The organism is Streptomyces aquilus (assembly GCF_003955715.1).
Classification (GTDB): domain Bacteria; phylum Actinomycetota; class Actinomycetes; order Streptomycetales; family Streptomycetaceae; genus Streptomyces; species Streptomyces aquilus.
On sequence record NZ_CP034463.1, the window covers coordinates 7,896,821 to 7,910,398 of the forward strand.

Annotated in this window: 12 protein-coding genes; 5 read left to right on the top strand and 7 right to left on the bottom strand. The window is 70.0% G+C overall.

All coding sequences use genetic code 11. The features are described 5' to 3' along the window. Window positions 1–2 precede the first annotated feature (2 nt). Both EJC51_RS36280 and EJC51_RS36285 read right to left on the bottom strand, forming a co-directional pair. Window positions 3–3,101: a KGGVGR-motif variant AAA ATPase gene (locus EJC51_RS36280; RefSeq protein ID WP_126274914.1), complete on the bottom strand. Its 3,099-nt coding sequence runs from the start codon at window positions 3,099–3,101 to the stop codon at window positions 3–5. Further along, entirely contained in the window at window positions 3,098–4,342 is a 1,245-nt protein-coding gene (locus tag EJC51_RS36285) for a TIR-like protein FxsC (protein WP_126274915.1), read from the bottom strand. Before EJC51_RS36285 ends, EJC51_RS36280 begins: the two co-directional genes overlap by 4 nt. 199 nt (window positions 4,343–4,541) lie before the next feature. Here EJC51_RS36285 and EJC51_RS36290 point away from each other — a divergent pair, with 199 nt between their 5' ends. The 3 genes from EJC51_RS36290 to EJC51_RS36300 are packed head-to-tail and all read left to right on the top strand — an operon-like array spanning window position 4,542 to window position 7,023. Further along, window positions 4,542–5,654: an ABC transporter ATP-binding protein gene (locus tag EJC51_RS36290; protein WP_166682936.1), complete on the top strand. Its 1,113-nt coding sequence runs from the start codon at window positions 4,542–4,544 to the stop codon at window positions 5,652–5,654. Next, window positions 5,651–6,355, top strand: coding sequence for an ABC transporter permease (locus EJC51_RS36295; RefSeq protein WP_126274916.1), 705 nt, complete (start codon window positions 5,651–5,653; stop codon window positions 6,353–6,355). Before EJC51_RS36290 ends, EJC51_RS36295 begins: the two co-directional genes overlap by 4 nt. Then, window positions 6,355–7,023, top strand: coding sequence for an ABC transporter permease (locus EJC51_RS36300; protein WP_126274917.1), 669 nt, complete (start codon window positions 6,355–6,357; stop codon window positions 7,021–7,023). Before EJC51_RS36295 ends, EJC51_RS36300 begins: the two co-directional genes overlap by 1 nt. 18 nt (window positions 7,024–7,041) lie before the next feature. On the opposite strand, the gene EJC51_RS36305 is transcribed toward EJC51_RS36300, so the two are convergent. After that, a complete protein-coding gene (locus EJC51_RS36305; RefSeq protein ID WP_126274918.1) occupies window positions 7,042–7,527 on the bottom strand; it encodes a carboxymuconolactone decarboxylase family protein in 486 nt (161 codons plus the stop codon). Between the two features lie 129 nt (window positions 7,528–7,656). Between EJC51_RS36305 and EJC51_RS36310 the strand changes: the two genes are divergently transcribed. Next, a complete protein-coding gene (locus EJC51_RS36310) occupies window positions 7,657–8,535 on the top strand; it encodes an RNA polymerase sigma-70 factor (protein WP_341870691.1) in 879 nt (292 codons plus the stop codon). 4 nt (window positions 8,536–8,539) lie between these two features. Here EJC51_RS36310 and EJC51_RS36315 read toward each other — a convergent pair whose 3' ends face one another. From EJC51_RS36315 to EJC51_RS36330, 4 genes are read right to left on the bottom strand one after another with little or no spacing between them, the layout of a single operon-like run. Next, window positions 8,540–9,163, bottom strand: coding sequence for a GTP-binding protein (locus EJC51_RS36315; protein ID WP_390897611.1), 624 nt, complete (start codon window positions 9,161–9,163; stop codon window positions 8,540–8,542). After that, a complete protein-coding gene (locus EJC51_RS36320) occupies window positions 9,102–9,527 on the bottom strand; it encodes a DUF742 domain-containing protein (RefSeq protein WP_126274920.1) in 426 nt (141 codons plus the stop codon). The genes EJC51_RS36315 and EJC51_RS36320 overlap by 62 nt, the downstream gene beginning before the upstream one ends. Window positions 9,528–9,546: 19 nt before the next feature. Next, a complete protein-coding gene (locus EJC51_RS36325; RefSeq protein ID WP_079311484.1) occupies window positions 9,547–9,996 on the bottom strand; it encodes a roadblock/LC7 domain-containing protein in 450 nt (149 codons plus the stop codon). After that, on the bottom strand, window positions 9,993–12,344 hold the full coding sequence (locus tag EJC51_RS36330; RefSeq protein ID WP_126274921.1) for an ATP-binding protein: 2,352 nt from the start codon (window positions 12,342–12,344) through the stop codon (window positions 9,993–9,995). The genes EJC51_RS36325 and EJC51_RS36330 overlap by 4 nt, the downstream gene beginning before the upstream one ends. 315 nt (window positions 12,345–12,659) lie before the next feature. Here EJC51_RS36330 and EJC51_RS36335 point away from each other — a divergent pair, with 315 nt between their 5' ends. Further along, on the top strand, window positions 12,660–13,574 hold the full coding sequence (locus EJC51_RS36335; RefSeq protein ID WP_244362996.1) for an ABC transporter substrate-binding protein: 915 nt from the start codon (window positions 12,660–12,662) through the stop codon (window positions 13,572–13,574). Window positions 13,575–13,578 lie beyond the last annotated feature (4 nt).

The window sequence follows — 13,578 nt, forward strand, 5'->3', positions numbered from 1 at the left end:
CCCTATCGGTTCCTCTCCTGTCCTTCCCGAGTGGCGAGCACCTCTTGGAGGGCCGCGTGACGGAACTGGTAGACGGACCCGCTGCGGCGCAGCACGCCGAGCTGGTGAGCTTCCTCCAGGAACCTCATCAGGCGCCGCGGGCCCCGTCCGGTCAGCGCCAAAGAGCCGACGACGACGTAATAGCGGGGCGACGCCCTGCCGCGCAGCATCAAGGCGGACGTCGGCAAGGCGATCATCAGGAAGGCGAAGAGCAGCGAGGCAGGGTTCCAGGACCCGGACGCCGCGAAGGCGGCCATGGTGGTCACACCGGCGACGACCGGTGCGAACAGTGCCGCGCGCAGGTCCCGACGCAGGCTCTGCCGCGGGCTGACGGCGTCGGGTGCCTGCCGTGAACGGCCGAGACGGGGCAGGAATGCCCAGCGGGGTTGCGGTGATCGTGCGGTGGCGAGAACCACCAGAGCCAGGAACGCTCCAGCGACCGCGAGGTAGAAGATCCGAGCGCCTCCGTGGAGGGAGAGGCCCACGCTGAGCAGTGGTGCCGTCAGGACGACGGCGGCGCCCCCGAGCCGGAGCCGCAACCTCAGGGGGCCGTAGACCCGGTGCAGCTCCCACCAGGCGAAGTCACGTGTCTGGAGGCCTTCCATGTGCCTCGCCAGGAAGGCCAGCCAGCGACTGGCCCGATCCGGTCGCGTGAGCGTGGGAGCGCTGTACCGGTAGACGGCGGGAATGAAGCCGTCGAGCAGATGCCTCTGGACCTGGGCGGAGTCGGTCAGCGCCAGCAGGTCACTGGGGTCGGTCGAGGGGTCCCGGTAGACCTCCATGGCCATGCGCAGCATGAAGGGCGTGCTCAGGGCCCGGGCCAGCGGGTGGGACGGCCGGCCGCGCAGGTGGTCGAAGACCAGGTCCCACCGGTCGTCCCCCGGCAGCAGGTTCTGTGACAGATACCGGAAGGCGTCCTGCATCCCGAGGGGTTCGAGCTCCAGGACCGCGGCCCTCCGCAGCGGGAGGCCGCCCTGTCGGACGACGTCCTCGTACTCGCTGGTACGCGAGGTCAGCACGTACATGCTCCCCTGAGCGTGGTTCAAGGCCTCGATCGCCACGGCACGGCTCTCGGGGGGCAGTTCGTCCAGCCCGTCGAGGAAGGGCAGGACCCAGCCCTCGTCCACCAGCAGCGCCAGGACATCGGGCCCCAACTCGGTCAAGAGCGCCGGGTAGTCCGTCCGCAGACAGTCGATGATCCAGTCGGTCAGTGACTGCGTGCGTGGGTGCCAGGAGGCCAGGGACAGCATCACCGGTACGGCGCCTCGCAGCGTCCGCATCTCCAGCAGGGCGGCCGCCAGTTGGTAGGCGGCCGTCGTCTTGCCCGAGCCTGGCGCTCCGATCAGGACGAGGCGCCCGTCCGGCACGGCGTCGAAGAGGCGGTAGAGGTCGCGCAGCAGGTCACCGGAGGCCAGGGACATGCGTCCGGGGTCGGAACGGGACACGACCCTGCGGCTGAGGGACCAGCGGATCGGCAGCCCGTGGCGATCATCGAAGTCGCGCCGCTTCCACACCTCCCGCAGGTTGCGCTCCACCGCGTAGGAGAGCGCCTCGGCCGCCCTGGCGAGTTCCGGGTCGAAGGCCGACGGCCCCCAGTTCGCCTTCTCGACGAGCGGAGCGCGCACCTGCACCGACTTCTCGATCACCGCACGCCGGTTGATCAGCTCGGCCACCGGGCGCACCCCCTCGGCCGTCAGGTCGGTGGCCTCCGCTCGCCGCAGCGGCATCAGGAACTCGGGCAGACCGTCGGGCGGACCGCCGGGCAGGCTGATGGCCAGGAAGCGGTCAGGGTAGGCGTAGTACACGTCCCTGAGCTGGGTGGCCTCTCCGTCCGGCATACTGTGGTATCCCGGCGACAGCACCGGCAACACCAGCTCGGAGCCCACGAGTTGCCCACGCTGCCAGCTCGGCCAGTCCTCCCCGCGCTGGCCCGGCGGCAGGTCCAGCCGGGCGTCGATGCCGTGACCCCGGAGCAGGAACCACAGTTCGCGTACGGCCTCGAAGTGGTCGGGGGAGTCGTAGGCGTAGGTGATGAACACGCGCCTGCCCGACTGCTCGGGGTCGCTCGGTGTCAGCGCCGCTGGTGCCACGGGCACGGTGCGCATGAACTGGCGCAGCAGGCCGCGGCGTTCCGGCTCCTCCAGTGGCCTGACCTGGGTGATCTCCCCGTCGGTGAGGTACGCGACCAGGCGCTCCGACGACGCGAGCAGGCTGGCGGGGCGCAGAGGTTCGTCCCTCACGGCCGCGAGAAGCTCCTCGTACGCGTATCCGGGCTGGTAGGGCACCTCCACGGCACCCCAGTAGCGCTCGGGATCCGGCACATGGGACAGATAGCGGCCGAACTTGGCCCGCGCGTAGCGGCGTCCCTGCTCCAGCCGGTCGGCCTCGCCCTGATCGACCCGCATCGGCACCGGGAACATGCGCAGTTGATTGCCCGCCCGCTGTCGGTGCACCGACGCCGCGACCGCTTCCGCGCCGTCGATGGCCTGGTTGCTCAGGGTGAAGCAGTTGACCAGGATGTCCGGGAGCTGGACGGTGCAGATGCCCGCGGTGTCGCTGAGTCCCGTACGACTGTCGATCAGGACGTAGTCGTAGTGCTCCCGCATGCTGCGCTTGAGGGCCTCGATGAAGCTGCCACCGCCGAGCCGCTCGTAGAAGTTGTTCCAGTCGAAGGTGCTGACGAGCGTGGAGTACAGATGGTCTTGGCGGCCCGCAGGGACGAGGTCGATGGAACCGGGTTCAAGGAAGTCGTGCTCCACAGACATGGCGTACGGCTGGATCGCGGCGAGCGGCTCGTACCAGTCGGGCTCGTCCGGAGTGGCCGGGTCGGTGGCGGAGGTCGCGAACTCCCACACCAGGTCCATGATCCCGGGCGAGGAACGCAGTTCGCCGTCGGGGAGGAACGGATGGAAGTAGCGGTGCAGGCCCGGCGCTTCGAGGTCCCAGTCCACGACCAGGACCCTTTTGCCCCGTGAGGCCAGGATCCAGGCCGCGTTGGCCAGGGCCATGGTGCGCCCGGTGCCGCCCTTGTACGAGTAGAAGGTGACGATCCGCGCCCTCAACGCCCCAGCCCTCCGGGTCCGGTGAGCACCGGCCGGAACTGCGGCCCGGCCTCGTCGACGCGGCGTACGACCTCGGCCATGCGCATGATGCGTCCCTGGATCTCGATGAGCACCTGCCCGAGGACCCGCTCGAAGTCCTCCATCGAGGGCAGGTCGCCCCGGAAGGCGCCGCCGCCCGCATCCATCCAGTTGCCCAAGCCGGCGAAGAGCCGGTTGTAGAGATGGTTGCCCTGTGGCTGCTTGCGCAGCTCGTCGAGGTCCGCGGGAACCAGGATGACGGAGTTGCGCGACCGGGTCCGGTCCAGCCTGGCGAACAGCTCCTGGAACGACGCCAGTTCGGTCGCCCAGGGATCGACGATCAGCACGACCAGGCACTGGTGTTCCGCCGGCCCGTCGAGGAGCGTGAACAACGAGTCGTCGGCGGGCACCACCTGTGACTCCATCTCCCGGGTGGAGGCCACGTTCTGGGCGCGGGCGACGATACTGCCCGAGGACGCCGGATGGTAGGGCCGCCAGTCCACCAACTCCTCGCCGTACATGTCGAGTTCGGCATGGGCGATGTTCAGCATGTCGTTCCGTCGGCCTACCGCCACGACGAACACCACCTTTCTGGCACCCCGTGCGGCACGCGCCGCGGGGACCCGCCCGTTCGCGGGGCCGGGCCGCTCGGCCGGGGCGAAGGCGTTGGGCAGGGAGAGGAGGTCGGGGATCGGAAAGCGGTCCGGGGGAGTCTCCGCGGCCTTGAGGATCATGTCGGCGTAGCGGTCCAGGAAGTCGACGTACTTGTCTTTGTAATCGCGTCGCCGGACGAGGGTCCGGAGCCCGAATTTCTTGTACTCCGTGCCGAATGCGTCCCGGGGATCGTGCAAAGCACCGGCCATGGGCGGAAGTTCGCCACGTACCGGTAGCCACCACACCGGAACCACACTCTTCGGCAGAATCCCGGTCGCCTCCTGGTGGGCAGTCAGGCGGGTGGCGAACGCGGACCACTCCTGGCCACTCACGTGGCTGGCGAAGTAGTGCGGTGAATACACCGGTACGAAGACCTTGCACTGCGCCAGGGCCTCACCCAGCATGTCGGCCCACGACTGCCCGCTCTGCTGCTCCCGGTCGATGAAACCCACCGAACCGAGGGGCAGGCCGCCCCGAGTGGACACCTCGCGGCACAGATGCTCGTAGAAGCGGTCCAGGTACGGGTCCACGAGATCGGATCGCGCATAGCTGAAGAAGAAGTGCGCCACCTGACCTCACTCGCCGTCGCTGCCCGTCCGGTGGCGTGACACTACTGGAAAACGCCGGGGCGGACTCACGGATCATGCCCGGCGAGCGCGATGTCTTCGCAGGTCCGCAACATGGCCGGTCTACACTCAGCCGCAACGGCCGGTCCCACCGGGGCCGAAAACGGGCAACTCATGCCAGACCCGAAGGGTATTCGGCGTTTTGATACGGATAGATTCAGTCACCAAGCGGTACCCGGACGGCACGGTGGCGGTCGACCGGCTCTCGTTGGAGATACCCGACCGCTCCATCACGGTCCTCGTCGGACCCTCGGGCTGCGGCAAGACCACCACCCTGCGCATGATCAACCGGATGATCGAGCCCAGCGAGGGCACCATCCTCATCGACGGCAAGGACAGCCGGCAGCAGCCGGTCAACACCCTGCGCCGGTCCATGGGTTACGTCATCCAGAACGCCGGCCTCTTCCAGCACCGCACCATCGTCGACAACATCGCGACCGTGCCCCGGCTGCTCGGCTGGAAGAAGGACAAGGCCCGCGAGCGCGCCCGGGAACTCATGGACCGGGTCGGCCTCGACGCCTCGCTCGCCAAGCGGTACCCGTACCAGCTCTCCGGTGGCCAGCAGCAGCGCGTCGGCGTCGCCCGGGCGCTCGCCGCCGACCCGCCCGTCCTCCTCATGGACGAGCCGTTCTCCGCCGTCGACCCCGTCGTCCGCAAGGGTTTGCAGGACGAACTGCTGCGCATCCAGGCCGAGTTGGGCAAGACCATCGTCTTCGTCACGCACGACATCGACGAGGCCGTCAAGCTCGGCACGATGGTCGCCGTGCTGCGCACCGGCGGCAAGCTCGCCCAGTTCGCACCGCCCGCCGAGCTCCTGTCGCACCCGGCGGACGAGTTCGTGGAGGACTTCCTCGGCGCGGACCGGGGCGTCCGGCGGCTGTCCTTCTTCCCGTCCACGGGGCTGGAACTGACCATGGCGCCCGTCGTCAAGGCGGGCGGCGGCGCCGAGCGGGCGGCCACCGACGCCGAGTTCCTCCTGGTGACCGACGCCGACGGCAGGCCGCTCGGCTGGACCAGGCCGCGGGACCTCGCCGCCGACGGCCAACTGCTGCCCTACGGGCGTCCGTTCGTCGCCGGCACCGACTCGCTGCGGGCCGCGCTGGACTGCGCGGTGCTCTCGCCCACCGGGTGGGCCGTGGCCGTGGACACCGACGGCAAGGTGACCGGCGTGGTGTCCCAGCAGACGATCGCCCAGGCGATCCGGGGCGCCCACGACGAGGGCCGTACGGACGCGGACGCGAAGGTCACCGGATGAACTGGGACCGCCTCTTCGACATCCCCAGCGACCTCCAGCACAGCTGGCTCGGCCTGGTCGGCCTGCATCTGCGCGAGGCCCTGCTCCCGGTCCTCGCCGGGCTGCTGGTCTCGCTCCCGCTGGCCCAACTCTGCGTGCGCTTCCGCTGGTTGTACCCGCCGGTGCTCTGGGTGACCACCATCCTCTACGCGATCCCCTCGCTGGCCTTCTTCGTCCTCCTCATCGACTACACCGGCCAGACCGAGCTCACGGTGATGATCCCGCTCACCGTCTACAGCCTCGTCGTGCTGGTCCCGGCGATCGTCGACGGCGTCCGCTCGGTCCCGCAGGAGACCCTCGCCGCCGCGACCGCCATGGGCCTCGGACCCGTACGCCGTTACGTCCAGGTCCAGTTGCCGATCGCGGTGCCCGCCATCATCGCGGGTCTGCGGGTCGCCACCGTGTCCAGCATCAGCCTGGTCAGCATCGGCAGCATCATCGGCAACCAGGGCGCCCTCGGCAATCTCATCAACGACGCCAACATCTACAACCGGCCCGAGCTCGCCGTGAACGCCGTGCTCAGCATGGCGCTGCTCGCCCTCCTCACCGACGGCGCCCTGGTCGCCGTACGGCTGGTGCTGACGCCGTGGATGCCGCGCCGGGTGACGCGTGCGCGGACGAAGACGAAGACGAGTGCGCCTGCGACTGCGAAGGAAGTCTGATGAACCTGTTCCACTTCATCGACGCGTTCTTCAGCGACAACGCGCACTGGCACGGCTACGACGGCATCCCCACCCGGCTCGCCGAACACCTCGGCTACACCCTGGAGGCGCTGGGCCTCGCCGTCCTGATCGGCCTGCCGGTCGGCCTGGTCACCGGCCACTACGGCCGCGGCGGCAACGCCCTCTCCCTCATCGCCACCGCATGGCGGGCGCTGCCCACCTTCGGTCTGCTCGTGCTGCTGACCCTGCTGTACGGGTTCGGCCTGGTGAACGTCATGGTGCCGCTCGTCGTTCTCGCCGTGCCGCCCATCCTGGTCACCACCTACGAGGCGATGCGCTCCGTCGATCCCTCGCCGGTGGACGCGGCGCGGGGCATGGGCATGAGCGAGGCCGGGGTGCTGTTCCAGGTCGAACTCCCGGCCGCGCTCCCGCTGGTGCTCAGCGGCATCCGCTCGGGCGCCATCCAGATCGTCTCCACGGCCACCATCGCCGCGTACGTCGGTCTCGGCGGCCTCGGCCGGTTCATCATCGACGGCCTCTACCAGCGCGACTACGAGAAGGTCGTGGGCGGCGCCACGCTGGTCGCCGGCATGGCACTGACGACGCTCGCCGTGTTCTGGGCGGCGGGAAGGGTCGCGGTGTCGCCGGGGGTGCGGCGCAGCGGGTGAACACTGCGCCGCCGCCCGTCAGTTCGACAGCTTGGCGAACATGCCGGGCTCGTAGTCCCCGCCCTGCTTGTGCACCATCACGTTCATCCGGGTGGCCGCGTTGATCAGGGAGATGACGCAGACCAGCGTGCCCACCTCATCGTCGTCGAAGTGCTTGCGCACCTCGGCCCAGGTCTCGTCCGTGACGCCCTGGGCCGAGTCGGCCAGCCGCGTGCCTTCCTCGGCGAGCGCCAGCGCGGCCCGCTCGGCCTCCGTGAACACGGTGCTGTGCCGCCAGGCGGAGACGAGCGCGAGCCGGACCGCGCTCTCGCCCGCCGCCGCGGCCTCCTTGGTGTGGATGTCCACGCAGAAGCCGCAGCCGTTGATCTGCCCGACCCGCAGCTCCACCAGCTCTCGCAGGCTCTTGGGCAGCGTGGACTCCTCCAGCGCCAGGGAGACGTTGTAGAAGCGCTTGGCGACCTTCGCGGCGGTCGGACTGTCGAACAGGTCGAAACGGGGTTCCATGGCGTCGTCCTCACTCTGGGATGTGCTTGACGAACACGAGACGCCGGCCGCACGGACCCTGTGACAGCGGGGAGTTGTGACACACGCCACGGACGACGGGTGTCACAGAACCGCCGCGACCGGCGTCCCATGCGTATGGACACCCCGGACGCCACCGAGGCCTTCGTCGCCCACCGCAACCTGCTCTTCACCGTCGCCTACGAGATGCTCGGCTCGGCCGCCGACGCCGAGGACGTCCTCCAGGAGACCTGGCTGCGCTGGGCGGACGTCGACCACGCGACGGTCCGCGAGCCGCGCGCCTACCTGGTCCGTACGACCACCCGGCAGGCCCTGACCCGGCTGCGCACCCTGCGCCGCCGCAAGGAGACCTACGTCGGCCCCTGGCTGCCCGAACCGCTGCTCACCGCCCCCGACGTCGCCGAGGACGTCGAACTCGCCGACAGCGTCTCCATGGCGATGCTGCTGGTCCTGGAGACCCTCACGCCGACCGAGCGCGCGGTGTTCGTGCTGCGCGAGGTGTTCGACCTGGGATACGACGAGATCGCGGAGGCCGTCGGCAAGACCCCGGCGGCGGTGCGGCAGATCGCGCATCGGGCCCGGACCCATGTGGCGGCTCGTCGCCCGCGCGAGATCGTCTCGCAGGCCGAGACCCGCGGTGTCCTGGACGCCTTCCGCGGGGCCGTGGACACCGGTGACCTTCAGGGGCTGCTGGATCTCATCGCACCGGACGTGGTCCTGCTGACCGACGGCGGCGGCGTGGTCCAGGCCGCGCCCGCGCCCATCGTCGGCGCCGCGCAGGTGGCCCGGGTGCTCGGCAACATCACCGGCGCGCTGTCGATGCGGCCCACCCGGGTCAACGGCTACCCGGCGCTCACCCTCTTCCAGGACGGCGCCGTCCACAGCGTCATGGCGGTGCGGATCGACGACGGCCGTATCACCGGCCTGTACGCGGTGCGCAACCCGGAGAAGCTGTCGCGCCTGGACCGGGAGACCGCGGTGAGCCGCTGAACGGTCAGGACTCGGTCCGGGCCAGGGCCAGTTCGAGTACGACGAGCAGGGCGTCCCGCACCGAGCCGGTCTCCCGCGCGTCGAAGACGACGACAGGGACGTGGTCGGCCACGTCGAGCGCCCAGCGGACCTCGTCCAGGGTGTGCTCGACCTTCCCGTCGAAGGCGTTGGCGGCGACCGCGAACGGGATCCGCTTGTGCTCGAAGTAGTCGACGGCGGCGTAGCAGTCGTCGAGCCGCCGGGTGTCGACGATGACCAGCCCGCCGACCGCGCCCTCGACGATGTCGTCCCACATGAACCCGAACCGCTCCTGCCCGGGCGTGCCGAACAGATACAGCTTCAGCGTCGGGTCGATGGTGATGCAGCCGAAGTCCATCGCCACCGTGGTCGTGGTCTTCTGCGGGGTGAGCGAGAGGTCGTCCACACCCGCCGCGACCTCGGTGATGGCCGCCTCGGTGGTCAGCGGCTCGATCTCGGAGATCGAGCCGACGGCGGTGGTCTTGCCCACGCCGAAGCCGCCCGCGATCACCATCTTGACCGGCAGCGGCGGTCGTACGGCGGCCGGTTCAGCCGTTGTCGCCGTTGTCACGGAGTACCTTCCCGGAGTCGGGGATGGCGCGCAGGCCATCGATCAGTCTGCGCAGGACGGAAGCGTCGTGCGTGGCGTCGGAGTCGGGCACGTGCACCGTCAGCCGCCCCTCTTCGCGCAGGTCCTCGGCGAGGACCCGGACCACGTTGAGGTGCAGCCGCAGCCGGGCCGCGAGCTCCGCGATGGACTGCGGGCGGCGGCAGGCGGCCACGATGTCGTGCTGTTCGAAGGAGAGCCCGTCGAGCGCGCCGAGACCCTCGACGGTGGCCACCACCTGGGTCTCGACGGGCATCGCCCGCCCGGTCGGACCGGCCGCCACCCGGCCGGCGGTGACCAGGAACGGCCGTACGGCGGGGGCGGGGCCGACCGGGTCGTCGCCCGGAGGTGGGGAGCCGTCCGCCATGGAATGTGTCCGTCCCGGTCTACAGGGCCGACGGTGAGCCGACGCTGTTCTTCAGCGCGAGCACCAGTTGGGGGCTGAGCGCGGTGCCGGCCCGGTTGGCGAACACCGTCATCTCGTAGGCGATGTTGCCGAGCTTGGCCTCCTTGTCGGTGACCACGCCGAGGACGGCGCCGCTGCCGATCGCGGAGACCAGGACGTGGCCGCCCTCCAGGTCGATGATGACCTTGTTGAGGCCGCCGAGACCGTAGTTGCCGGAGGCGCCCGCCGCCAGGCTGGTGATGCCGGAGACGATCGCGGCGAGGCGTTCGGAGTCGGCGTGCTCGCGGAGTTCGGAGACCGCGATGAGCAGTCCGTCGGAGGAGACGGCGATGGCGTCGACGACGCCCGCGGTCTCGGTCGCGAAACGATTCAACAGCCAGGTGAAGTCGGCTGCGGCGGCCTTGAGTTCGGCCGAGATCGGCTCACTCACTGCTCCGCTCCTTCCGGGAGGTGGTTCTGGTCTTGCGGGGTGGGGGGTGCCTCGGGCACCACGACGTTGTGCGTGCCCGTGTCACGGTGAGCGCGTTCCACGGCGGCTTCGAACTCGTCGAGGGCGGAGCGGACGGCCTCCGCGTCGGCGGGGCGGACCTCCTGCCGTACGACGGGCGCGGCGACCGCGCCGGTGGTGGTGTGCAGGGTGGCGCCGCGGACGCGGCGGCGCAGGGGGCGGGAGGAGGCGCCCGGGGTGTCGGTGGCGGGCGGCTCGCCGCTGCGGGCCGCGGGGATGACGGGGGTCTCGTCGGAGGTCTCGCGGCGGGGTATCCGGCGGGGCAGCGGGCCGGTGGGGTCGTCGGAGGCGGGGCGCGGGCCGGAGTCGCCGTGCTCGGCCGCCGGGGTGGTCGCGGCCGGCGCCGCCACGGCCGCCGCCGGCAGCAGCAGCGAGGACGGCAGGGTCACCTCGGCCGTGACGCCGCCGCCCGCGGTGCGGGTGAGGACGACGGAGATCTCCCAGCGCCGGGCGAGCGCGCCGACCACGAACAGGCCGAGCACCTTGGTGGGGACGAGGTCGAGGCGTTCGCGGTGCACCAGGCGGGCGTTCTCCTCGGCGAGCCGTTCGGCGCTCATGCCCAGGCCGTGGTCGGCGACCACGATCACCGCGCCGTCGGACGCGTTCTGCACGGTCACCTCGACCGGGCTGCCCTCGGGGGAGAACGACACGGCGTTCTCGACGAGTTCGGCCACCATCAGGGTCAGGTCGCCGATGACGTCCGGCTCGACCATGACCTCGCTGCGGGCCTGGAGGTGGACCCGGCGGAAGCCCTCGATCTGCCCTAGCGCGGCCCGTACGACGTTGGTGAGCGCGGTCGGGCCGGAGCCGACGCCGATCTCGCGGATGCCGGCCAGCAGCATCAGGCTGTCGGCGTTGCGGCGCAGGCGGACCGCGATGTGGTCGATGCTGTAGAGGCGTTCGAGGAGCTCGGGGTCGGTCTCGCCGCGCTCCACGGCGTCGATCAGGGCCAGCTGCCGGGAGGTGAGGTTGCTGACCCGGCGGCCGACGTTGCCGAACATCTCGGCGACGTTGCGGCGGCTGAGGACCTGGCGCTGGAGCAGGGCGACCGCGGTGGTCTGCACGTGGTTGAAGGCCTCGGCGAGGTCGCCGATCTCGTCGCGCGCGGTCACCGGCACCTTGCCGAGGCGCGGCGGGGCGTCGTCCTCGGCGTCGTCGGCGGCGACCCGGGCCAGTTCGCGCTGGGCGACGTCGGCGACCTCCCGGGCGGCGCCGGTCAGCGCCTGCACCGGGCGGACCACGGAGCGCCGTACCGCCACCGAGAGCGCGAACCACAGGAGGAAGCCGAGGAGGGCGAGGCCCAGCAGCAGGACGGCGTTGTGCAGGGCGTCGGCGGAGGCCGCGTCGGCGCGGTCGGCGATCTGGTCGATGAGCGAGGTGGTGATGCCGAGCCGGATGCTCGCCTGCTTGCGGTACGACGGGTAGGAGTCGAAGGCGGTGCGGAAGGCCTCGCGGATCTCGCCGGGGGAGCCGGCCTGGAGGGAGCTGGGGTCGATCTGGAGTTCGGCGTACTGCTCGTTGATGACGGCCTGGGCGCTGTTGTGCTCGATCCCGGCGAGCCGCTCGGCCTGCGCTTCGGTGGCGAACCGGGAGAAGCGGTCGGCCTGGTGGGTGTACTCGTCGTAGGAGCCGATGGCGCCGATGAACTCGATGAGCGCGTTGGAGTCGCCGGTGGTGGCGGAGAAGACGCCGGTCTCGAAGGCGCTGTGGGCGGCGTCGGCGCGCAGCAGCGAGTCGAGGAGGTTGCCGGTGAAGGTGGCCGCGAGGGCGGCGTTGCGGTCCAGGCCGAGGCCGTCGATGAGGGCCTTGGCGGCGCTGGTGTACGCCGGGTCGATGTTGTCGGCGGGGAGATAGGCCTGCTCGACGGTGTTGCGCAGGCTCTCCAGGCCGTCGATCTCCTTGAGGGCCTGGGCCTCCTCGGCGGGGAGCCGGCCGCCGAAGGTCTTGCGGACCCGCTCGACCTGCCGGTCCACGGCGACCTGCGCGTCGCGGTAGGCGTCCTGCGAGGGGGTGCCGCCGTCGTTGGTGGCCTCGTGGCGCACGGAGAGCAGGATCGCCTGCTGGTGCTCGGCCTCCAGCCGGTCCACCAGCGTCGCGACCTCGCTGCTGTCCCGGACCAGCCGGGCCGCGTCCGAGGCCTCCGAGGACCGGCCGACCTGGTCGTTGATGAGGTAGGCGAGCAGCACCGCGACCACGGTCAGCGGCACGCCGACCAGCAGGTTGAGCTTGCGCCTGAAGGTCCAGCGGTCGGTGAAACCCCGTATGGACAACAGGCCTCCTTCGTGACCGATTCTGATCGCTCGCCAACAAACCGGAGACTACCGTCTCTTCCGGATGTGGATCATGCGTGCTTGTGTCAAGAATCCATTACGGGCCGGGCGTGCCGCCTTGCGGGTTGCTTAACTTGTTGTTCACAACAAGCAACATATCGACGCCAATTGGTGACCAGGTTTCTCTTGACTGATCAAGAACTGGCTGGATTGGATCAGTACCGTCTTCTCTCTCATCAGCCCACACAGCCCGGAACGGGAATCGTGACTTCCAACGCCCCACGCAGCAGGTCCCTTCGGAAGCATCCCGGCGCGATGGCCGTCGCGCTGGCCGCCTCGGCGGCGCTGCTCGCGGGATGCGGCTCCGACGACGGTTCCGACCCTCTGGCCGAGGACACCGGCAAGGCCGCGAGCGGCGACACGGTCGTCGTCGGCTCCAACAACTTCGCCGAGAGCATCCTGCTCGCCGACATCTACGGCGAGGCCCTGAAGGCCAAGGGCATCAAGGTCACCTACAAGCCCAACGTAGGCTCCCGTGAGGTCACTTACGGGCTGCTGAAGAACGGCTCCATCACCGTCCTGCCCGAGTACAACGGCTCGCTGCTGTCGTACCTCGACGCCAAGGCGGAGCAGAAGTCGGCCGACGAGGTCAACGCGGCCGTCAAGACCAAGCTCGACAGCAAGCTGACGCTGCTGGAGTCGTCGTCCGCCGAGGACAAGGACTCCGTCAGCATCAACGCGGACACCGCCAAGAAGTACAGCCTCACCGGCGAGTCCACCCTGGCGGACCTCAAGGCGGCCGCCCCGGAGCTGGTGATCGGCGGCTCGCCCGAGTTCCAGACCCGGCAGCAGGGCCTGAAGGGCCTGGAGTCGGTGTACGGGCTGAAGTTCAAGTCCTTCAAGGCGCTCGACGCGGGCGGCCCGCTGACCGTGGCGGCGCTGTCGAAGAACACCGTGCAGGCCGCGGACATCTTCACCACGGACCCGAACATCACGAAGAACAAGTTCGTGGTCCTCCAGGACCCGGAGAACCTCTTCGGCTTCGCGAACGTGACCCCGCTGGTCTACAAGAGCGGCCTCTCCCAGGAGGGCGTGGACGCGCTCAACGCGGTCTCGAAGAAGCTGGACACCAAGACGCTCCTCGACCTGGACTCCCAGGTCCAGCTGGACAACAAGGACCCGCTGGACGTCGCGAAGGCCTGGCTGAAGACGGCCGGCCTGGCGTCCTGACGCC

Bases quoted from the DNA above. Each gene is read 5' to 3' on its own strand.
- EJC51_RS36310 (WP_341870691.1), top strand. From the start codon at position 7,657: ATGCGTATGGACACCCCGGACGCCACCGAGGCCTTCGTCGCCCACCGC.
- EJC51_RS36335 (WP_244362996.1), top strand. From the start codon at position 12,660: ATGGCCGTCGCGCTGGCCGCCTCGGCGGCGCTGCTCGCGGGATGCGGC.
- EJC51_RS36300 (WP_126274917.1), top strand. From the start codon at position 6,355: ATGAACCTGTTCCACTTCATCGACGCGTTCTTCAGCGACAACGCGCAC.
- EJC51_RS36295 (WP_126274916.1), top strand. From the start codon at position 5,651: ATGAACTGGGACCGCCTCTTCGACATCCCCAGCGACCTCCAGCACAGC.
- EJC51_RS36305 (WP_126274918.1), bottom strand. From the start codon at position 7,527: ATGGAACCCCGTTTCGACCTGTTCGACAGTCCGACCGCCGCGAAGGTC.
- EJC51_RS36315 (WP_390897611.1), bottom strand. From the start codon at position 9,163: ATGGCCTGCGCGCCATCCCCGACTCCGGGAAGGTACTCCGTGACAACG.
- EJC51_RS36320 (WP_126274920.1), bottom strand. From the start codon at position 9,527: ATGGCGGACGGCTCCCCACCTCCGGGCGACGACCCGGTCGGCCCCGCC.